The sequence below is a fragment of the Rhizobium sp. 01L410 genome (assembly GCF_056400165.1).
The window spans coordinates 1-20821 of record NZ_JBFTST010000008.1; the positions used below are offsets into that span (position 1 = coordinate 1).

Annotated in this window: 23 protein-coding genes; 9 read left to right on the forward strand and 14 right to left on the reverse strand. The window is 61.3% G+C overall.

Going from position 1 to position 20821, the window contains the following annotated elements:
- Nucleotides 1-279: 279 nt before the first annotated feature.
- Together panB and panC are read right to left on the reverse strand one after the other, a co-directional pair.
- Complete coding sequence (panB, locus tag AC1DV9_RS17975; protein WP_477949528.1) at nucleotides 280-1101, reverse strand: 3-methyl-2-oxobutanoate hydroxymethyltransferase; 822 nt, start codon at nucleotides 1099-1101, stop codon at nucleotides 280-282.
- Nucleotides 1098-1973, reverse strand: coding sequence for a pantoate--beta-alanine ligase (gene panC / locus AC1DV9_RS17980; RefSeq protein ID WP_477949530.1), 876 nt, complete (start codon nucleotides 1971-1973; stop codon nucleotides 1098-1100). The genes panB and panC overlap by 4 nt, the downstream gene beginning before the upstream one ends.
- Before the next feature lie 201 nt (nucleotides 1974-2174).
- On the opposite strand from panC, the gene AC1DV9_RS17985 reads away from it, so the two are divergent.
- From AC1DV9_RS17985 to AC1DV9_RS18000, 4 genes are all read left to right on the forward strand, one after another.
- Entirely contained in the window at nucleotides 2175-2483 is a 309-nt protein-coding gene (locus tag AC1DV9_RS17985; RefSeq protein WP_477949532.1) for a hypothetical protein, read from the forward strand.
- Nucleotides 2484-2528: 45 nt separating this feature from the next.
- Entirely contained in the window at nucleotides 2529-3032 is a 504-nt protein-coding gene (locus AC1DV9_RS17990) for a winged helix-turn-helix transcriptional regulator (RefSeq protein ID WP_477949534.1), read from the forward strand.
- Nucleotides 3033-3045: 13 nt separating this feature from the next.
- A complete protein-coding gene (fabF, locus tag AC1DV9_RS17995; RefSeq protein WP_477949536.1) occupies nucleotides 3046-4311 on the forward strand; it encodes a beta-ketoacyl-ACP synthase II in 1266 nt (421 codons plus the stop codon).
- A 90-nt stretch (nucleotides 4312-4401) separates the two neighbouring features.
- A complete protein-coding gene (locus AC1DV9_RS18000; protein WP_477949538.1) occupies nucleotides 4402-4830 on the forward strand; it encodes a DUF4864 domain-containing protein in 429 nt (142 codons plus the stop codon).
- 3 nt (nucleotides 4831-4833) lie between these two features.
- Here the strand turns inward: AC1DV9_RS18000 and tgt are convergent, their stop codons facing one another.
- The 5 genes from tgt to coaD all read right to left on the reverse strand — a co-directional run bounded on the left by tgt (nucleotide 4834) and on the right by coaD (nucleotide 8751).
- Entirely contained in the window at nucleotides 4834-5964 is a 1131-nt protein-coding gene (gene tgt, locus AC1DV9_RS18005) for a tRNA guanosine(34) transglycosylase Tgt (protein ID WP_112539426.1), read from the reverse strand.
- A complete protein-coding gene (gene queA / locus AC1DV9_RS18010) occupies nucleotides 5961-7046 on the reverse strand; it encodes a tRNA preQ1(34) S-adenosylmethionine ribosyltransferase-isomerase QueA (protein WP_477949540.1) in 1086 nt (361 codons plus the stop codon). The genes tgt and queA overlap by 4 nt, the downstream gene beginning before the upstream one ends.
- A 72-nt stretch (nucleotides 7047-7118) precedes the next feature.
- Nucleotides 7119-7628 (reverse strand): peptidylprolyl isomerase, encoded by a 510-nt coding sequence (locus AC1DV9_RS18015; protein WP_112387393.1) that lies wholly within the window; start codon nucleotides 7626-7628, stop codon nucleotides 7119-7121.
- Nucleotides 7629-7667: 39 nt separating this feature from the next.
- The gene (locus AC1DV9_RS18020) at nucleotides 7668-8228 is read right to left on the reverse strand and encodes a peptidylprolyl isomerase (protein ID WP_112387394.1); all 561 of its coding nucleotides are present in this window, start codon (nucleotides 8226-8228) and stop codon (nucleotides 7668-7670) included.
- A 28-nt stretch (nucleotides 8229-8256) separates the two neighbouring features.
- Nucleotides 8257-8751, reverse strand: coding sequence for a pantetheine-phosphate adenylyltransferase (gene coaD, locus AC1DV9_RS18025; protein WP_477949542.1), 495 nt, complete (start codon nucleotides 8749-8751; stop codon nucleotides 8257-8259).
- Between the two features lie 196 nt (nucleotides 8752-8947).
- Between coaD and AC1DV9_RS18030 the strand changes: the two genes are divergently transcribed.
- From AC1DV9_RS18030 to AC1DV9_RS18040, 3 genes are all read left to right on the forward strand, one after another.
- A complete protein-coding gene (locus tag AC1DV9_RS18030; protein ID WP_477831494.1) occupies nucleotides 8948-9100 on the forward strand; it encodes a hypothetical protein in 153 nt (50 codons plus the stop codon).
- Nucleotides 9101-9259: 159 nt separating this feature from the next.
- Complete coding sequence (locus AC1DV9_RS18035) at nucleotides 9260-9415, forward strand: hypothetical protein (RefSeq protein WP_310299585.1); 156 nt, start codon at nucleotides 9260-9262, stop codon at nucleotides 9413-9415.
- 33 nt (nucleotides 9416-9448) lie between these two features.
- Entirely contained in the window at nucleotides 9449-9583 is a 135-nt protein-coding gene (locus AC1DV9_RS18040; RefSeq protein ID WP_281438207.1) for a hypothetical protein, read from the forward strand.
- Between the two features lie 41 nt (nucleotides 9584-9624).
- Here AC1DV9_RS18040 and AC1DV9_RS18045 read toward each other — a convergent pair whose 3' ends face one another.
- From AC1DV9_RS18045 to gyrA, 5 genes are all read right to left on the reverse strand, one after another.
- On the reverse strand, nucleotides 9625-9972 hold the full coding sequence (locus AC1DV9_RS18045; RefSeq protein ID WP_477949544.1) for a hypothetical protein: 348 nt from the start codon (nucleotides 9970-9972) through the stop codon (nucleotides 9625-9627).
- Between the two features lie 12 nt (nucleotides 9973-9984).
- A complete protein-coding gene (locus AC1DV9_RS18050) occupies nucleotides 9985-11055 on the reverse strand; it encodes a hypothetical protein (RefSeq protein WP_477949546.1) in 1071 nt (356 codons plus the stop codon).
- Complete coding sequence (locus AC1DV9_RS18055) at nucleotides 11055-11462, reverse strand: hypothetical protein (protein ID WP_477949734.1); 408 nt, start codon at nucleotides 11460-11462, stop codon at nucleotides 11055-11057. Before AC1DV9_RS18055 ends, AC1DV9_RS18050 begins: the two co-directional genes overlap by 1 nt.
- Nucleotides 11463-11471: 9 nt before the next feature.
- Nucleotides 11472-12965 (reverse strand): FAD-binding oxidoreductase, encoded by a 1494-nt coding sequence (locus tag AC1DV9_RS18060; protein ID WP_477949548.1) that lies wholly within the window; start codon nucleotides 12963-12965, stop codon nucleotides 11472-11474.
- 106 nt (nucleotides 12966-13071) lie between these two features.
- Nucleotides 13072-15882 (reverse strand): DNA gyrase subunit A, encoded by a 2811-nt coding sequence (gyrA, locus tag AC1DV9_RS18065; protein WP_477949550.1) that lies wholly within the window; start codon nucleotides 15880-15882, stop codon nucleotides 13072-13074.
- A gap of 216 nt (nucleotides 15883-16098) precedes the next feature.
- Between gyrA and AC1DV9_RS18070 the strand changes: the two genes are divergently transcribed.
- Nucleotides 16099-16728 (forward strand): MarC family protein, encoded by a 630-nt coding sequence (locus tag AC1DV9_RS18070; protein WP_112387399.1) that lies wholly within the window; start codon nucleotides 16099-16101, stop codon nucleotides 16726-16728.
- A 27-nt stretch (nucleotides 16729-16755) separates the two neighbouring features.
- Here the strand turns inward: AC1DV9_RS18070 and AC1DV9_RS18075 are convergent, their stop codons facing one another.
- Together AC1DV9_RS18075 and AC1DV9_RS18080 are read right to left on the reverse strand one after the other, a co-directional pair.
- Entirely contained in the window at nucleotides 16756-17022 is a 267-nt protein-coding gene (locus AC1DV9_RS18075; protein WP_477949552.1) for an RDD family protein, read from the reverse strand.
- A 67-nt stretch (nucleotides 17023-17089) separates the two neighbouring features.
- Nucleotides 17090-17644: a single-stranded DNA-binding protein gene (locus AC1DV9_RS18080; protein WP_477949554.1), complete on the reverse strand. Its 555-nt coding sequence runs from the start codon at nucleotides 17642-17644 to the stop codon at nucleotides 17090-17092.
- 252 nt (nucleotides 17645-17896) lie between these two features.
- Here AC1DV9_RS18080 and uvrA point away from each other — a divergent pair, with 252 nt between their 5' ends.
- Nucleotides 17897-20821, forward strand: a complete 2925-nt coding sequence (uvrA, locus tag AC1DV9_RS18085; protein WP_477949556.1) for an excinuclease ABC subunit UvrA — start codon at nucleotides 17897-17899, stop codon at nucleotides 20819-20821.

Below are 20821 nucleotides of genomic sequence, written 5' to 3' on the forward strand. Positions count from 1 at the left end.
CCGGCCGAGTGATGTAAGCGATCCGGCTGAGAAAGCGCAGTATATGATTGCGCTTGAGTCATCCGCCGCCGACCGAGCTGCGCAACCCTGGCCATCTCCGCCCGGACGGCGGCTAATTCCCGAGCACACATCAATATAGAATCTTGCAATTCCAGTAATAGTTAATAGAATTACGTCGCGTTTCTAAATTGCTTATTTTGTCTCATCTTTAAATAGCTGTGACATTGTGTGGCTATTGGCGAGCTGCCTATGAATGCCGCCCGCAACTGTTTTGCCCGGTTACGTCCGCCGCTTGAACGTATGTTCGGCCGCTGGAAATTTTCGTGAGCGAACGTCTGCAGCATACTCCTCTGCCGCGGCGGCAGCACGCTTGCCGAGCTCATCGTAGCGCTTGACGAAGCGTGGCGTGAAATCGTTGAACAGCCCGAGCATATCGTCGGACACCAGGATCTGGCCATCGCAGGCGGACGATGCGCCGATGCCGATCGTCGGGACATGGATGGCCGATGTGACTTCGCGGGCCAGCGGTTCGACGGTTCCCTCGATGACGACAGCGAAGGCACCGGAGCCGCCGATTGCGTGGGCGTCGCGGCGGATCTTCGAGGTTTCGTGTTCGGTATGGCCGACCGAGCGGTAGCCGCCGGCGGTGTGGACAAGCTGCGGCATCAGGCCGATATGGCCGAGCACAGGAATGCCGCGTGCCGTCAGGAAGGCGATCGTCTCGACCATCTCCTCGCCACCCTCGAGCTTCACGGCATCACAGCCGGTTTCCTGCAGGATACGCACGGCGTTGCGGAAGGCGACCTCTTTCGATTCCTGATAGGTTCCGAACGGCATGTCGACGACGACGCAGGCTTTCTCGACGCCGCGCATGACGGCCTTGCCGTGGGCGATCATCATGTCGAGCGTGACGCCGGTCGTGGTCTCCATGCCATAGAGCACCATTCCCAGCGAATCTCCGACCAGCAGCAGATCGCAATGGGCATCGAGGAGACGGGCCATCGGGGTCGTATAGGCCGTCAGGCAGACGATCGGGGTGGCGCCCTTCATCGCCGTGATCTTCGACGGGGTCAGACGCCTTGTTGTTCCTGATGCACTCATCGCACCGCTCCCAGTTTCATGATGCCCTGCCCGCCGATTACACGGTTGTCGAGCAGCCGGGTCGTGCCGATCCTGACGAACAGCGCGACGACGACGGGATCGCGGATTACCTCGACCGGTTTTAGCGTCGCGGCATCGCGGACGGCGACGACTTCCGGATTGGCGAGTGGTTCGCGGCCGAGAAAGGTCTTCAGCAAATGCTCAAGCTCGGCCGGATCGGTCAGGCCAGCAGCGACCAGCCGCTCGGCTTCCGCGAGCGTCTGCGGCACGATCACGGCTGCCTTGCGCTCGTCGGCGCTCAGATAGACATTGCGCGACGATAGCGCCAGGCCATCGTGATCACGCACCGTCGGCACCGGGACGATCCGGACCGGCAATGCCAGATCCTCGACCATCCGCCTGATGACAACGACCTGCTGATAGTCTTTCTCGCCGAAATAGGCGCGCTGCGGTTGGACGATATTGAAGAGCTTGCAGACGACCGTGGCGACGCCGGCGAAATGGCCGGGCCTCACCGCCCCTTCGAGCTCGCGGCCAATCTCGGGCACGTCTACGACGGTCATCATCGGCTTCGGATACATGTCGGTAACGCCAGGCGCAAAGAGGATGTTGACACCGGCTTGCCGGAGCATGGCCGTGTCGCGCTCGATATCGCGGGGATATTTACTGAGGTCCTCGTTGGCGCCGAACTGCAGCGGGTTGACGAAGATCGAGGCGACAACAATGTCGTTCTCCACCCTCGCCCGCGCCACCAGCTCCATATGGCCAGCATGCAGATAGCCCATCGTCGGTACTAGGCCGATTGTGCGCGATTGCCGGCGCAAAGCCTCAAGTGCTGCGCGCAGCTCACCAATGTCAGAGAAAACTCGCATTATTCCCCCGTCACTCCACCTCGCGCGCATAGAAATTGCAATCGGGCCGGAAGGTCAATCCGTCGTCCAGGATATAAACGATTATATGCTAATCTGCTGATAATGGGTGGAAATTTCGCGGCTGCGACACCCTGTTTGTCCCCTTGCCTTCCTGCTTATGCTGCCAATCTAGAGAGGACATGTTCTCAGTCGGAGGCTCTCTTGCCCTGGATCGCCTATATCGTTCATTTCATCGCCGCCGCGTTCCTGACAAACGGCATTCCGCACTTCGTCAATGGCGTCAGCGGGCGCCCCTTCCGCACCCCCTTCGCGCGGCTCGGCAGCTCGGATCTCAGTTCTCCTGAAATCAACGTCATCTGGGGCTGGCTGAATTTCCTGATCGCCTTTCTGCTCTTCGCCAATATCGGACCGCTCTATATCGGCACGCCCGGCGATACGATCTTCGTTGCCGCTGGCATGCTTGTCATGGGCGTCATCCTCGCCCGCATCTTCGCGTCCAGCGCGCGCTAATGAGTTACTTGCTTAAAGCAAGTTACTGCGATAGTGACTTGCTTCATGCAACGAACCAGCTTTGCCATCTTCCCATGCCCAGCCGCCCGCGCGCTGAACAGCGTCGGCGATTCCTGGAGCATCATGATCCTGCGGGACGCCTTTCAGGGGCTGACGCGGTTCGACGATTTCCAGAAGAGCCTTGGGATCGCGCCGAACATCCTGACACGGCGCCTCGCCCATCTGGTCGAGGAAGGCATTTTCGATAAGCGGCTCTACAGCGAGCGCCCTGCCCGCCATGAATATGTGCTGACCGCGAAGGGACAGGACTTCTTTCCGGTGCTGATGGCGCTGTCGACATGGGGCGGACGGCACGCCCCGCAGGAAGATCTCGCCTATCTTCTCGGCAATACATCCGGCGAAGAGCTTGAAACCAAGCTGGTCGATGCCAAAACCGGCGAAGAACTCACCCCCCGGAATACCTGCCTGCTGCCCGGCCCTGCGGCCGATGAGGCGGCGCATGAGCGCATTGCGCGGATGAAGGCCTGGTATCTGGGCTTTGATGCTTAAGAAGGAACAGATCATGGATCGCATTGTCGTCACCGGTATGGGACTTGTCTCGCCGCTTGGAACAGGTGTGGAGATTGCGTGGAAGCGACTGCTTGCCGGCGGCTCCGGGCTTCGCTTGCTGGGCGAGGGTATCGTCGGCGATCTGGCGGCCAAGGTCGGCGGCGTCGTGCCTGATATCAGCGAGGATGCAGAGGGCGGGTTCGATCCGGATCGTTACATCGGTCCGAAGGACCAGAAGAAGATGGACCGCTTCATCCATTTCGCTATGGGTGCCGCCGATGAGGCGGTGCGTCAGGCTGGATGGATGCCCGAAGATACCGCCTCCCGCGAACGCACGGCAACGATCATCGCTTCCGGCGTCGGCGGATTTCCTGCGATCACCGATGCGGTGCGCACGGTCGAAACCCGCGGGCCGCGACGGCTTTCGCCGTTCATCGTACCCTCGTTCCTCGTCAACCTGGCGGCCGGACAGATCAGCATCAAGTACGGCTTCAAGGGGCCGCTCGGCGCGCCGGTTACCGCCTGCGCCGCCAGCGTCCAGGCCATTGGCGACGCGGCCCGGCTGATCCGATCAGGTGAAGCCGATGTGGCGATCTGTGGCGGTGCAGAGGCCTGTATTGACCGCGTGAGCCTTGGTGGATTTGCGGCCGCACGCGCGCTTTCCACCGGCTTCAACGACACGCCCGAGCTCGCCTCGCGGCCATTCGATACTGCCCGCGATGGCTTCGTCATGGGCGAAGGTGCGGGTATCCTGGTCATCGAAACGCTGGAACATGCGCTGGCTCGCGGCGCCACCCCGCTGGCGGAACTGGTCGGCTACGGCACGGCGGCTGATGCCTATCACATGACCGCAGGACCCGAAGACGGCGACGGCGCGCGCCGGGCGATGGAAGCCGCCATCCGGCAGGCGAAAATCGCGCCATCAGAGATCAAGCATCTCAACGCCCACGCAACGTCGACGCCGGTCGGCGACCGTGGCGAGATGGCGGCGATCGGCACGGTCTTCGGCCGCGATGGCGGGATCGCCATCAGTGCCACCAAATCCGCGACCGGCCATCTTCTCGGCGCGGCCGGCGGGCTGGAAGCGATCTTCACGATCCTGGCACTGCGCGACCAGATCGTTCCGCCGACGCGCAATCTCGATGAGGCGGATGCCGTCGCCAACGGTCTCGATATCGTCGGCAAGACGTCGCGTAAGCTCGAGATGGACTATGCGATCAGCAACGGCTTCGGCTTTGGCGGTGTCAACGCCAGCGCCCTCTTCCGCCGCTGGAACTGAACGTCTCCTGCGAGTGGCGGGCGATCGGTCCGCCACTTTCAAATTTGCTGAAATGCCCTACACTCCAGTCTATTGGCCGGAGACAATCTCATGCGTGCTCTATCCGCCGTGCTTCTTCTGTCTGCCGCATTGCTGACCACACCGTTACAGGCGCGCGCCGAAGATCCCATCGCAACGACGCAGCAGATCATCGAAGGGCAGATCAATGCCTTTCTGAAGGACGATCCCGATACCGCCTATTCCTATGCGGCTCCTAGGATCAAGGCGCTGTTTCCGGACAAGAACGTGTTCTTTGCGATGGTGAAGAAAAGCTACGAGCCGGTTTATCATCCCGGCAATTACGCCTTCGGCCGCAGCAAATCGATCGCCGACGGCGCGATGATCTATAATGAAGTGCTGATCTCAGGGCGCGACGGCAAGGACTGGACGGCGATCTACCAGATGGCGCGCCAGCCCGACGGCAGCTACAAGATCAACGGCGTCCAGATCATTCCGAACACGGACAGCAAAGGGATCTGAGCCTCAGACAGGCTCGAGATCGCCCCTCGCCCACTCTTCGATCGTCTCGGCCATGAAATCGGCAAAGCGTCCCTCGGCGATCGCCTTGCGGATGCCCTGCATCAGTTCCTGATAATAGTTCAGGTTATGCCAGGAGAGCAGCATGCCTCCGAGCGCCTCGTTGGCACGCACGAGGTGATGCAGATAGGCGCGCGAGTAATCGCGGGTCGCCGGGCAGTTCGACTGGTCGTCGAGCGGCCGCATATCCTCGGCGTGACGGGCATTGCGGATATTGACCTTGCCGCGGCGGGTGAAGGCCAGGCCATGGCGGCCGGAGCGCGTCGGCATCACGCAGTCGAACATGTCGATGCCGCGGGCGACTGATTTCAGCATGTCGTCAGGCGTACCGACGCCCATCAGATAGCGCGGCTTTTCGGTCGGCAGAACCGGAAGCGTGGTTTCCAGCATCCGCAGCATCACGTCCTGTGGCTCGCCGACCGCGAGGCCTCCGACGGCGTAGCCCTTGAGATCGAGCTGCTTCAGCGCCTCTGCCGAGCGAACGCGCAAGTTCGGCTGATCGCCGCCCTGGACGATGCCGAACATCGCCTTGCCCGGCTGGTTGCCGAAGGCCACCTTGCAGCGCTCGGCCCAGCGCAGCGACATTTCCATGGCGCGTTCGATTTCGCGCGGCTCGGCGGGCAGTGCCACGCATTCATCGAGCTGCATCTGGATATCGGAGCCGAGCAGCCCCTGGATCTCGATCGAGCGCTCCGGCGACATGTGGTGCAGGCTGCCGTCGACATGCGACTTGAAGGTGACGCCCTGCTCGTCGAGCTTGCGCAGACCGGAGAGCGACATGACCTGGAAGCCGCCTGAATCGGTCAGGATCGGATGCTCCCAGCGGATCAGCTTATGCAAGCCGCCGAGGCGGGCAACGCGTTCGGCTCCGGGGCGCAGCATCAGGTGATAGGTATTTCCGAGAATGATATCGGCGCCGGTATCGCGGACCTGGTCGAGATACATCGCCTTGACCGTGCCGACTGTGCCCACAGGCATGAAGGCCGGGGTGCGGATCGTGCCGCGCGGCATGGTGACTTCGCCGAGGCGGGCGCCGCCATCGGTCTTCTTGAGAGTGAATTGAAAATTCTCGGTCATCTGTCGTTCCGGAAAAGCAGGCTGGAATCGCCGTAGGAATAAAAGCGGTAGCCTGTCGAAATGGCGTGTTCGTAAGCCGCGTGCATGGTCTCGAAACCCGCAAAGGCGGAGACCAGCATGAACAGAGTCGAGCGCGGCAGGTGAAAGTTGGTCATCAGCATATCGACCGCCTTGAAGCGGTAGCCGGGCGTGATGAAGATACCGGTGGCACCGGCCCAGGGCTTTATCTCGCCGCTATCGGCAGCGGCACTCTCGATCAGCCGCAGCGAGGTCGTGCCGACGCAGATGATGCGCCCGCCCCTCGCCTTGACGGCGTTGAGCTTGGCGGCGATCTCTTCGGTGACGTAGCCACTTTCGAGATGCATCTTGTGGTCATCGGTATCCTCAGCCTTCACAGGCAGGAAGGTTCCGGCGCCGACATGCAGCGTCACGAAATGCCGTTCGATCCCAGCCTTGTCGAGCGCTTCGAAAAGTGCCGGCGTGAAATGCAGGCCGGCTGTGGGAGCGGCGACAGCGCCTTCCTCGCGGGCATAGATCGTCTGGTAATCGGCGCGGTCGCGTTCGTCTTCCGGCCGCTTGGCGGCGATATAGGGGGGCAGCGGGATATGGCCGACGCTGGCGATAGCTTCGTCAAGTGCCGGGCCGGAGAGGTCGAAGGCCAGCGTCACCTCGCCGGCATCGCCCTTTTCGACAACGGTGCAATCGAGCTGTCCGAGGAAGCAGCTTTCACCGTTATGGCCGAAAGCGATACGGTCGCCTTCCTTGATGCGCTTGCCGGGCTTGGCAAAGGCTTTCCAGCGATTGGTGGCGACACGCATGTGCAGCGTCGCCGAAACCTGCTGGCCGCCCGCCCCTTCGCGGTGGCGGATGCCTTCGAGCTGCGCGGGAATGACCTTGGTGTCGTTGAAAACCAGCGCATCGCCCGGCTTCAGAAAATTCGGCAGATCGCGGACCACATGATCGCTCAGCGTCTCGCTGGCAGCGGCATCGACGACCAGCAGGCGCGCGCTGTCGCGCGGCTCGGCGGGCCTGAGCGCAATCCGCTCATCCGGCAGGTCGAAATCGAAAAGGTCTACGCGCATCGGGGTACTTCCGGGCAAAGCGAAACCCGCCCCGCGTTCTCACGCAAGGGCGGGTTCCGTCAGAAATCACAATCAGACGTCGGCGGCAACCCGCATCGAGACGATCGAATCCGGGTCTACGACCGGCTCGCCCTTCTTGATCTTGTCGACATTGTCCATGCCTTCGATGACCTGGCCCCAGACGGAATACTGCTTGTTCAGCCACGGAGAATCCGCAAGGCAGATGAAGAACTGGCTGTTGGCCGAGTTCGGGTTCTGCGAGCGGGCCATGGAGCAGACGCCGCGATTATGCGGGGTCGCGGAGAATTCGGCCTTCAGGTCAGGCTTCTCGGAGCCGCCCATGCCGGCCCGGCCCGGGTTGAAGCTCTCGCTGCCCTTCTTGCCGAACTTCACATCGCCGGTCTGGGCCATGAAGTCGTTGATGACGCGGTGGAAGACGACGCCGTCATAGGCCTTCTCGCGGGCGAGTTCCTTGATGCGGGCGACATGCTCAGGTGCCACCTGCGGCAGCAGCGCGATAACGACCTTGCCCTTGGTGGTTTCCAGGATGATGGTGTTTTCGGGATCCTTGATCTCGGCCATTCTTATTCTCCTCGTTGTTCTTGAACTGCTTGCTTTGAGTTACTTGGCGACGGTGACCTTGACCATGCGGTCAGGATTGCTGACTTCGCCGTTCTGGCCTTCGCCCTTCTTGATCTTGTCGACGAATTCCATGCCGGAGACGACCTTGCCGACGACGGTGTACTGACCGTTCAGGAAGGAGCCGTCAGCGAACATGATGAAAAACTGCGAATTGGCCGAATCCGGATCCTGCGAGCGGGCCATGCCGACCGTGCCGCGGACGAAAGGCGTCTTCGAGAACTCGGCAGGAATGTTCGGCAGGTCGGAGCCGCCGGTGCCTGCAAGGCTCGGGTCGAAACCCTTCGACATGTTGCCATACTGGACGTCGCCGGTCTGGGCCATGAAGCCGTCGATGACGCGGTGGAAGGCAACGTTGTCGTAGGCGCCCTTCTTGGCGAGCGCTTCGATCTGGGCGACATGCTTCGGCGCAACGTCGGGCGCCAGCTGGATCACGACAGGACCATCCTTCAGCTGAATGGTGAGCGTATCGGCAGCAAGAGCGTCACCAGCGAAGGACGCGATATACAGCACGGCGGCAAAAGCGGCATAAAACAGTTTCATTGTAGCTCCGTTGCGGCGGACGACCGCCTCAAGATTTGCGCTTGGATTGAAGGGCTTGCAGGACTGCGGCCGGAACGAAGGCGCTGACATCTCCACCCATGGCGGCGATCTGGCGGACCAATGTGGCGGTAATGGGCCGTGAACCCGTTCCAGCCGGCAGAAAAACCGTCTGGATATCAGGCGCCATCTGCCGGTTCATGCCTGCCATCTGCATTTCGTAATCGAGATCGGTGCCATCGCGCAGACCGCGGATCAGCAGAGAGGCGCCGTGCTTGCGGGCCGCATCGACAACCAGATTGTCGAAGGACACCACATCGATGCCGGCAGCCTTCTGCGGCAGGATTTCGGCCAGCGACTTGCGGATCAGTTCGGCCCGCTCCTCGAAGGAGAATAGCGGCGCCTTTCCCGGATGAACGCCGATCGCGACGATCACTTTCGCGGACACATTCAGCGCCTGGACGAGCACATCCATATGTCCCTTGGTGATCGGGTCGAAGGACCCCGGATAAAAAGCAGTCGTCATGGAACCCGGCCGTTTCGTTCGTTGCCTTTTGTCACGGATGCCCCGTTCCCGCAAGTCATTTGGCATCTCCCGGCCGGGCGGCTGAACGGCGGATGAATGCTCCGTTCAAGGCCGTTTCAGATGCGATCGGCATAATGAAAACCATCAACACGGCCGATGCCATTCCGGTATCCGGCTTCCCCTGGAAGTCACTTCAATGCTCATGCTGCTGATCGCGCTTGCCGTCTTCATCTCTCTTGCCGGCGAGGTCGCCTACGGCCTTTACAAGGAAAAGTATGAAGTGCGCTGGGTGCGGCCTGAAGTCAGCGAACACCATGCGCTGATGCGCCAGCTCGGCCGGCTGCGTTGAAGGGCCTCGCGAATCTGAACGCCAGATGAACGAGGCATTCAAGGTCGCTTCAGACCAAGCTTAGTAAACGACACGTCAACATCCTGCGGAACCATTTCCAAGCGGATGCATTTAATCAACCGAAGCGTAGATGCGATACGCGGTTTTAAGGAAAAGAATATGCCCGATAAGATTACCGTCATTAACGTTTTCTGGATGGCAATGGTCACGGGAATGCTCACCGCAACAATCGCACTCTACGATCAGAAGACTGATACGTCCAAGGTATTTGGCCCTTACGCTTCGGCCCGCGCGCCGATCGTCAGCCAGTACTGAGGAACGTGAACGCAACTTCGGAAAGGATTGCCCATGTTCACGATCTTGACTGTACTTACCGCTCTTATCAGCGTGATGTTCATCGTGTCTGTGGCATCAACCATTTCCGCTCTTCGCCGTGAAAGCGAAGAGGTCAAGGCTTACAACGAAAAGCGCATCACTTTCTAAGCCACTCCCGCCCTTGAGCGCATTCCCCTCCCGCGCTCGGGTCAGATGAAGCCGGACGCCACAAAAGCGTCCGGCTTTTTCTTTGTCCGATCAGGCCGGCGATAGGCGAGACAGCCACTTTTGCGGAACGGCAGCACAAGAAGCGCGCCATTGGCATAAAGCCTGCGGACGTAATCGGGGCTGTCGCCACGAACGATGGCAAAGGCACTCCCCCATCTGAGCAGCTTCACCCCATCGGGCAGGTTCGACGGGCTGCCGGGCGGGCGGAAGACCATGGCGGCGGGCGCATTTCCTGTCGCCGCGAAGACGCCGGCAAACAGCAGGAATACGGCCATGAGAATGGCGCTTGCCACTCCCGCCGTTCTCGCTATCCGCATGAGCAATCTCATCGCCTTCTCCCGTCAGAAGTCGAATATATGCTCGATCCCGGGATCGGCAATCGGACGCTCGCGCAGCAGCTGGGCGAGATCGGCAATCTTGACCGCTACCAGCAGCCGGTCGCTGTCGAAGCCTGCGCGCGGGAAACGGGCGATCAACTCGCCCGCCGGCGGCGTCTGGTCACCCGCAGTCGCCGTCAGCGACACCATGATCTCGTCGTTGCCGGCAATCTCCCGGATCGTCCCGCCTGCCTTGGCGATATCGGCAAGGATATGGGTGAAGTGATCGTAGCGTGGCGTTTCTATGAGAATGCCGCTGGCGTTTTCCGAGACGACCCTGACATCGGGCATTGCCGAAAGCGCGGGCGCCTGAATCCCTGAAACGATAGAGAAGATCGTCAGTTTCGCCTCGCCGGTGGCGGCAACGGCGTTGGCGATCATGCCGGCATAGGCGATTTTCGCCTTCCATTCGCCGCCGAGCGCCAGCCGCCGCTCCCAGCCGCGAACCGGCTCGTCCATCGGTGCGGCCCAGAGCTTGTCGATCTCCGGCTGGAACGGATATTTGTACCAGGGTGTCTGGCGCAGGAATGCGGCGTAATCGCCTGCCATGTCGCGGGCGACGATATCCTGCGGGGTCTTCTGATCGCCACGCCAATAGGCCGTCAGGCGGCCGAGCGTTTCCTCGTAGGCTGCCTTCAGGCCCATTTCGAGCGTGAAGCTGACGCCGATCGTTGCCACCATCATGCGGGTCTGCGTATCGGCGCCGCCATGGCGATCGGCAATCGCCGTCAGTGCGCAATCGGCCTTCCAGAAATCGCGAACGCTTGCCAGATAGTCGAAACGATATTCGTCGCCTGATTTCAGCACCTCGGCCAGCCCATCATAGGCATAGACGATGTGCCATTCGGGATAGGTGAGGAACGTGTTGGCTTCCTCACGCTTCATCTGGGGATCGCGGATCAGCGGGCTGTAGCTGTCCGCCTCCGGATCGGCATGGCAGAAGGTTTCGACATAGGCGGCCGGGCTGAGCAACAGCAGCACGATGATGACGATCGCACCCAGAAACAATCCGAAGACCTTTAGCAGCCGGCGCATCAGCGCGCCTCGCTGCGGAAGAGATAGCTCGAGACGATCGCGACACCGCCGAGGAACAGATGAGGCAGATTGGCGAGAATCTTGAAGTCGAAGGGCAGATCCTGGATGCCGTAATTGACGATACCGAGATCGAGATAGCCGGAGCCGGTGATAAGGCCGAGCAGGCCGTCGGTGAAATAGAGCAGCCCGAAATAGAAGAGGAAGGAGCGCGACGCCCTTGCCGACAGATAGGCAGCGATCGCGGCCCACAAGGCTGAAGCCAGATGCAGGCTGTCGTCATAGATATCGAGCGCGAAGATGCCGAAGGCCCTGCCCTGCGCATCCGTCAGGCCCGGAATGTAATTGAGCGCCGCCGCAAACAGCAGCGCCACGGTGTAAAGTGCCGCGATCAGTCGAAGCTTGCTCATCATTCCCCCTCAGATCTTGCCCAGATAATTATCCCAGAACCGGTTGCGGAACAGCAGATCCGGATCGGCCTTGCGTTTCGCTGCCGCAAAATCGGCCGTGCGCGGATAGGCCCGCTGCAGTTGATCCAGCCGTGCATGCGGCCGGTAAGGCAGATAGTAGCTGCCGCCGATGGCAATCACCCGCTCAATCAGAGCTTCGGTCATCCGCGCCATATCGACCTCGCCGCGCACCGTCTTCTCCTGCGAGAACAGCATGACAGCGGCAATGCGAGGTTCCGTAGCGTAAGCCAGAACGCTGTCGCTGTCGGTGTTCACATAACGCAGCGTGATGTTCAAGAGCTGCTGGTATGAGGCGGGAATGACATCGCGGCAGGCCGCGACAAAATCGGCAAATCGCGACGGTGAGACGAAATATTCGTGCAGGATGTCGGTGCGCAAGGGATCGCGGTCGTCGAGGGTGACGACCGGCTCGTTCATCAGGCTGTTGCGGGTCGAAGCAGATGAAATCTGCGGATTGAGCACCGCCTCCGTCCGCCAGCGCATGTGCTTGACGCCATCGGAGCCCAGCTGGCGGCGAAAGATTTCGCGCGAGACGTGGCTGATGAAGCCGGATCCGGTGGCGGCGGGAATGGAGGACTGATCGGCCGCCGGGCGGTAGGTGATCAGCAGCCCGTCTTCGAAGAATCGGTCCAGCGAGATGTCCAAGCGTCCGTAGGCCATCTGCACTGATGGATCGGATGCCAGCACTTCAGCGAAACGGCGGCCAACGTCTTCGCCGGCAAGATGTTCGAAGGACGGCTCCAGCAGGCTGTTGGGCACCATGTCGAGTTCAAGCTCGGTGATCACCCCGAACAGGCCATAGCCGCCCATGGCGTGGTTGAAGAGATCGGCATTTTCGGTGCGCGAGCAGGTCAGCAGATTAGCGTCGGAGGTCATCATCTTCATCGACCGCACCGTGCTGCCGCAGGCGCTGAAGGGCACCGGCCAGCCGTGCGCGTTGACCGAGAAGGTGCTGGCGACGCCGAAATCGCTGTTCGACTGCATGACGGCGGGCGAAAAGCCGATCGCATCGAGCTTGCTGATAACAGTCGACCAGCGGGTGCCGGCGGCGACACGATAGGTCTTTGCCGCGGTATCGGCTTCCAGCCAGTTCTGATCGAGGGTCAGGGCCGTCCCATTCAGTGGCAGGCTATGGCCACCCATCGAATGACGGGCGGCACTTGCCGCCACTGGCTGGCCGCTGCTGCGAGCGTCCGCGAGTGTTGCCCGTAGGCGGTCGACAAGCGCCTGTTGCGGCGGCTCGCTGAAGGTCAGGTGCCGGGCAACCGGCGTCGGCGACAGTTCACCGGCATCATTGAGGATCGCCACGCCTGCCGGTGCATCGACATCTGCGGGAAAGGCCGGGCCGGGATCGCTCGACGGCGACAGAAGGTATTGTCCTGCCACCGCTCCGGCGATCGCCGAGCCCGCAACGAGAACGCCGCGCCGCGTCCAGTTCCCCATGATTCCCCTCACTCAAATATCAACTCAAGCTAGCAGAAATCTCTTTACTCCATAAAAAAACCGGGCGGCAGGGGCCGCCCGGTTCTCAAACCAAAGCCTGGTTAAATTATTCTTCAGAGGAAGGCGGTGCCTCACCCTCGACTACAGGCGTTGCTTCGCCGGTTTCGGCAACCGCTTCGCCGGTTCCCTCGCCCGCTTCCTCGCCGTCATCCTCCGGCTCGCTGATACGCTCGACGGACACAACCTTCTCGTCCTTGGCAGTCGAGAAGATCGTCACGCCCTTCGTTGCGCGGCTGGCGATGCGGATGCCGCCGACCGGTACACGGATCAGCTGACCACCATCCGAAACCAGCATGATCTGGTCGCCATCATCAACAGGGAAGGCAGCGACGAGTGCACCGATTTCGCCGGTCTTCGACGTGTCGGTGGCCCGGATGCCCTTGCCGCCACGGCCGGAGATACGGAAGTCGTAGGACGAGGAGCGCTTGCCGAAGCCCTTTTCGGAAACCGTCAGCACGAATTGCTCGCGTGCCTTCAGCTCTTCGTAGCGTTCGTCGGAAAGCTGTCCCTCCTCGGTGACCTCCTCGCCGACGAGAGCGATATCGTCTTCATCGACGCCGGTTGCGCGGCGTTCTGCAGCGGAGCGCTTCAGATAGGCAGCACGCTCCCACGGCTCGGCATCGACGTGACCGACGATGGTCATCGAGATGATCCGGTCGCCGTCGCCGAGATTGATGCCGCGCACGCCGATCGAGTTGCGGCCGGCGAAGACGCGAACGTCGTCCACCTGGAAGCGGATGCACTGGCCGAGCGCCGTGGTCAAAAGCACGTCGTCATGTTCGGTGCAGGTCTCGACGGAGAGGATTTCGTCACCCTCCTCCTCGAGCTTCATGGCGATCTTGCCGTTTCGGTTGACCTGAACGAAGTCCGACAGCTTGTTGCGGCGAACCGTGCCGCGGGTCGTCGAGAACATCACGTCGAGGCTATCCCAGCTATCCTCGTCCTCCGGCAACGGCAGGATGGTGGTGATGCGCTCGCCGGGCGCCAGCGGCAGCATGTTGATCAGTGCCTTGCCGCGCGATGTCGGGGTGCCGATCGGCAGACGCCAGACCTTCTCCTTGTAAACGATACCACGAGAAGAGAAGAACAGCACGGGCGTATGGGTATTGACCACGAATAGCCGGCTAACAAAATCGGCGTCGCGGGTGGTCATGCCGGAGCGACCCTTGCCGCCGCGGCGCTGCGCCCGGTAGGTGGTGAGCGGCACGCGCTTGATGTAGCCGAGATGCGAGACGGTGACGACCATGTCCTCGCGGGCGATGAGATCCTCATCATCCATTTCGAGGCCGCCGTCGATGATTTCGGTGCGGCGCGGGGTGCCGAACTCGTCACGAACGGCGCCGAGCTCATCCTTGACGATGGTCATGATGCGGATGCGCGACGACAGAATATCGAGGTAATCCTTGATTTCCTCGCCGATCTTGTTGAGTTCGTCGCCGATTTCGTCGCGGCCAAGCGCCGTCAGGCGGGCAAGACGCAGTTCGAGGATAGCGCGCGCCTGCTCTTCCGAGAGGTTATACGTCATGTCCTCGTTGATCCGGTGACGCGGATCGTCGATCAGGCGGATCAGGCTTTCGACATCCGATGCCGGCCAGCGGCGGGTCATCAGCTGCTCGCGGGCCGTCGCCGGATCCGGCGCCTGGCGGATGACGCGGATGACTTCGTCGATATTGGCAACCGAGATCGCCAGACCGACCAAGACGTGAGCGCGCTCACGCGCCTTGCGCAGCAGGAATTTCGTTCTCCGACTAACAACTTCTTCGCGGAAGGCGACGAAGGCGCGGAGCATGTCGAGCAGTGTCAGCTGTTCCGGCTTGCCGCCGTTCAGCGCCACCATGTTGCAGCCGAAGGAGGTCTGCAGCGGCGTGTAGCGGTAGAGCTGGTTCAGGATGACGTCGGCGTTGGCGTCGCGCTTCAACTCGACGACGACGCGGTAGCCCTGACGGTCAGATTCATCGCGAAGGTCGGAGATGCCTTCGATGCGCTTCTCGCGCACCAGCTCGGCCATCTTCTCGATCATCGTCGCCTTGTTCACCTGATAGGGGATCTCGGTGATGATGATCTGCTCGCGGTCGCCGCGCATCGGCTCGATCGTGGCAACGCCGCGCATGACAACGGAACCGCGGCCCGTCTCATAGGCCGAACGGATGCCGGAGCGGCCGAGGATCTTGGCGCCGGTCGGGAAGTCGGGACCCGGGATGATCTGCATCAGCTCCGGCAGCTCGATCGCCGGATTGTCGATCAGTGCGATACAGCCTTCGATGACTTCCAAGAGATTGTGCGGCGGAATATTGGTCGCCATGCCGACGGCGATACCGCCTGCCCCGTTGACCAGCAGGTTCGGGAATTTCGCGGGCACCACGACCGGCTCGGAGAGCGTGCCGTCGTAGTTGTCGCGAAAATCGACGGTTTCCTTGTCGAGGTCGTCGAGCAGCGAATGCGCGGCCTTTTCCAGGCGGCATTCGGTGTAGCGCTCGGCCGCCGGCGGATCGCCATCGACGGAGCCGAAATTGCCCTGACCATCGATCAGCGGCAGCCGGAGAGACCAATCCTGCGCCATACGGGCCAGCGCATCGTAGATCGCCGAGTTGCCGTGCGGATGGTATTTACCCATCACATCACCGGTGACGCGGGCGCATTTGACGTATTTCTTGTTCCAGTCGATGCCGAGCTCGGACATGCCGTAAAGGATGCGCCGGTGCACGGGCTTGAGGCCGTCGCGGACATCCGGAAGCGCGCGGCTGACGATAACGCTCATCGCGTAATCGAGATACGACCGCTGCATTTCCTCCATGATGGAGATGGGCTCGATGCCTGGCGGGAGCTTCCCGCCGCCTGGGGGTGTTTGTTCAGTCAAAACAGATCACGATCTCTTTGTAGAATCACTGAAAGATTTATAGCGGAAAGCCCCGTTCCGCGCCAATTTGAGCGGGCGTTTTGAACAGGCTTTTACGGCGGAAAGGCGGCAAATCAGCCGTTTCGGCGCTTCAGCGCCATACGGCGATTTGCCAAATGCGAGGGGCAGCTTCACAATCGGAAAAATCAAGACTTCATATGGTGTTCCGGAGGGACAATGGCAAGCGCCGACCAACTGATCAATGCCTTCACGACGCTGCTCGTTACCATCGATCCACCGGGCCTCGCCCCTATCTTTTTAGGGCTGACGACGGGCATGAGCCGCAGCCAGCGCAAGCAGGTGGCGGTGCGCGGCTCGGTCATCGCCTTCATCATCCTGGCGGTCTTCGCACTGTTCGGCGCCAGCGTGCTTGGCGTGCTCGGCATCTCGATCGGCGCCTTCCGCATCGCCGGTGGCCTGCTGCTCTTCTGGATCGCCTTCGAAATGGTGTTCGAGAAGCGCCAGGACCGCAAGGAGAAGACCAGTACCGTGGCGATCACCAAGGACCACATCCAGAATATCGCCGTCTTCCCATTGGCGATCCCGTTGATCGCCGGCCCTGGAGCGATCTCGGCAACCATCCTGATTGCCGGCTCGCTGCCAACGACATTCGAGCGGGCGCAACTCCTGATCGTCATTGCCGCCAATCTGCTGCTGATGCTGGCGGCGCTGTTGATCGCCGATCGCCTTGACCGCTTTCTGGGCGTCACCGGCCGGGCAATCCTGACGCGGCTCTTGGGCGTCATCCTGGCGGCGCTGGCGGCGCAGTTCGTGGTGGATGGCGTCAAGGCGGCGTTCAGCCTCTAGGCGCCGCAGGATGACATTCCAGAGCGGCTAACGATCCGTCCGCTTGGCCTTGAGAATGCGCTTCCAGATGGTTCCACCCAGATATTTATTGAAGATGACGAAATAGGCGATCATCAGGGCAAAGGACAGGAGGGCCGGACCGCCGTCCAACGAAAAACCATTCTCCGTCTTTCCACCGAAGATCAGAGCCACACCGTATCCGGCGACCCAGAAGATCGTGAAAAAATCAAGGATGGCGGCCAGAACGATCCGCCAGGTCGCCGGCACTTTTTGCTCCGATGCAACGTCACTCATGAAAACCTCTCGCTATCAAGATGACCGGATGCCCAAATGAAAACGGCGCCTTGCGGCGCCGTTTGGATCAGAACGGGATGTCGTCGTCGAGATCCCGCGAGAAGTTGCCGCCGGCGCCTCCGCTAGAGCTGCCGCCACGGCCGCCGCCGCCCGATGACTGCGCAGGTGCGCCGTAATCGTCGCCATAGCCGCCACCGCCGCCGCCGTAATCGTTGTTGTTGCTGCGGCCACCGCCGCCACCGAAGCCGGAGCCCGCGCCACCGCCGTCACCACGGCCGTCGAGCATCGTCAGAGTCGAGCCGAAGCCCTGGAGCACCACTTCCGTCGAATAACGATCCTGGCCCTGCTGGTCCTGCCACTTGCGGGTCTGCAGCGCGCCTTCAATATAGAGCTTGGCGCCCTTCTTGACGTACTGTTCGATGACCTTGCACAGGCCTTCGTTGAAGACCACGACGGTGTGCCATTCGGTCTTTTCCTTGCGTTCGCCCGAATTGCGGTCGCGCCACGTCTCCGAGGTCGCGATGCGAAGGTTGGCGATCGGACGGCCGTCCTGGGTTCTGCGGATTTCAGGGTCTGCACCCACGTTTCCGATCAGAATTACCTTGTTCACGCTACCAGCCATACTTTTCACCTTACCTGCCACCCTGCCCGGTGGCGCTAGAAACAATGGATGTACCTTAAACTATAGAGCCCTCGGGAGGGGCATCCATGGCGGCGTCATCCACAAGGAATTTTGTTCTTTATTTGTTCTATTAAATGACTATGATCCTGTCAACAGAATCGAAAACCTTCTCCCAGCCCGGATTTCAGCCTCGACTCGCCCGCGAGCATCACTAAATAAGGGGCTTCATCAGAGAGACCAAAGCAGAAGACGATGAGCGAACTGAAGACGATTTCCATCCGTGGCGCGCGTGAGCACAATCTGAAGGGCATCGACCTGGATCTGCCGCGCAACAAGCTTATCGTGATGACGGGGCTATCCGGATCCGGCAAGTCCTCGCTGGCATTCGATACGATCTATGCCGAAGGGCAGCGGCGCTATGTCGAAAGTCTTTCGGCCTATGCGCGCCAGTTCCTCGAGATGATGCAGAAGCCCGATGTCGACCAGATCGACGGGTTGTCGCCGGCCATTTCGATCGAGCAGAAGACGACGTCGCGCAACCCGCGCTCCACGGTCGGCACGGTCACCGAGATCTACGACTATATGCGTCTGCTCTTTGCGCGCGTCGGCGTTCCCTATTCGCCGGCCACCGGGCTGCCGATCGAGAGCCAGACGGTCAGCCAGATGGTCGACCGGGTTCTCGCCTTCGAGGAGGGTACGCGTCTTTATATTCTGGCGCCACTCGTGCGCGGCCGTAAGGGCGAGTACAAGAAGGAACTCGCCGAGCTCATGAAAAAGGGCTTTCAGCGCGTCAAGGTCGACGGGCAGTTCTACGAGATCGCCGACGTTCCGGCGCTGGACAAGAAGTACAAGCATGACATCGATGTCGTCGTCGACCGTATCGTCGTGCGCGCCGACATGTCTTCGCGCTTGGCAGACAGCCTTGAGACCTCGCTGAAGCTCGCCGATGGCCTGGCTGTCGCCGAATTTGCCGACAAGCCGCTGCCGCCCGAAGAAACCTCGGCGGGCGGCTCGGCCAACAAGTCGCTGAACGAGACGCATGAGCGCGTGCTGTTTTCCGAAAAGTTCGCCTGCCCTGTCTCGGGTTTCACCATTCCGGAGATCGAGCCGCGCCTCTTCTCGTTCAACAACCCGGCCGGCGCCTGCCCGACCTGCGACGGCCTCGGCGCGCAGCAGAAGATCGATGCCAACCTGATCATACCGGAACCGGAGCGGACGCTGCGCGACGGCGCCATCGCGCCCTGGGCCAAGTCGTCCTCGCCCTATTACAATCAGACGCTGGAAGCGCTCGGCAAGCATTTCGGCTTCAAGCTCGCCAGCCGCTGGAACGACCTTTCTGCAAAGGCGCAGGACGTGATCCTGAACGGCACCGAGGAAAAGATCGAGTTCCACTACGCCGACGGCGCGCGTTCCTACACGACGCACAAGACCTTCGAAGGCATCATCACGAATCTCGAACGCCGCTGGAAGGAAACCGATTCCGCCTGGGCGCGCGAAGAGATCGAGCGCTTCATGTCGGCAGCACCCTGCCCTTCCTGTGCCGGCTTCCGCCTGAAGCCGGAAGCGCTGGCGGTGAAGATCGACAAGCTGCATATCGGCGAAGTGACGCAGATGTCGATCCGGGTCGCCCGCGACTGGTTCGAAGTGCTGCCATCACATTTCTCGGCCAAGCAGAACGAGATCGCCGTCCGCATCCTCAAGGAAATCCGCGACCGCCTGCGCTTCCTGAACGATGTCGGCCTCGAATATCTCAGCCTGTCGCGCAACTCGGGCACTTTGTCCGGCGGCGAGAGCCAGCGTATCCGTCTGGCGTCGCAGATCGGCTCGGGGCTGACGGGCGTGCTTTACGTGCTCGACGAACCGTCGATCGGCCTGCATCAGCGTGACAACGCGCGCCTCCTCGATACGCTGAAGCATCTGCGCGACATCGGCAATACCGTGATCGTCGTCGAGCATGACGAGGATGCGATCCTGACGGCTGACGACGTCGTCGATATCGGCCCGGCGGCCGGCATTCACGGCGGCCAGGTGATCGCCCACGGCACCCCGCAGGACATCATGGCCAACCCGAAGTCGCTGACCGGCAAGTATCTGTCCGGCGAACTCGGCGTGCCGATCCCGGATGAACGGCGCAAGCCGAAGAAGGGCAAGGAGATCAAGGTCGTCGGCGCCCGCGGCAACAACCTGAAGAACGTCACTGCCTCGATCCCGCTCGGTGTCTTCACCGCCGTCAGCGGCGTCTCCGGCGGCGGCAAATCGACCTTCCTGATCGAGACGCTCTACAAGTCGGCGGCGCGCCGCGTGATGGGCGCTCGGGAGATTCCGGCCGATCACGACCGGATCGACGGCTTCGAGCATATCGACAAGGTGATCGATATCGACCAGTCACCGATCGGCCGCACGCCGCGCTCGAACCCGGCGACCTATACCGGCGCCTTCACGCCGATCCGCGACTGGTTTGCCGGCCTGCCGGAAGCCAAGGCGCGCGGCTATCAGCCGGGCCGCTTCTCGTTCAACGTCAAGGGCGGCCGCTGCGAGGCCTGCCAGGGCGACGGCGTCATCAAGATCGAGATGCACTTCCTGCCCGACGTCTACGTCACCTGCGACGTCTGCCACGGCAAACGCTATAATCGCGAAACGCTCGACGTCACCTTCAAGACCAAGTCGATTTCCGATGTTCTCGACATGACGGTCGAGGAAGGCGTCGAATTCTTCGCCGCCGTTCCGGCGGTGCGCGACAAGCTGCAGTCGCTGTTCGACGTCGGTCTCGGCTATATCAAGGTCGGCCAGCAGGCGAATACGCTGTCGGGCGGTGAGGCGCAGCGCGTCAAGCTCGCCAAGGAACTGTCGAAGCGCTCAACGGGCCGCACGCTCTATATTCTCGATGAACCGACCACCGGCCTGCATTTCCACGACGTCGCCAAGCTGCTGGAAATGCTGCACGAGCTGGTCAACCAAGGCAACTCGGTCGTGGTCATCGAGCACAATCTCGAAGTCATCAAGACCGCCGACTGGGTGCTCGATTTCGGCCCCGAGGGCGGTGATGGTGGTGGCGAGATCGTTGCGACCGGCACGCCCGAAGCAATCGTCAAAGAGAAGCGGTCCTATACCGGCCAGTTCCTGAAGGAGCTGCTGGAGCGGCGTCCAATGAAGAAGACGGTCGCGGCGGCGGAGTGA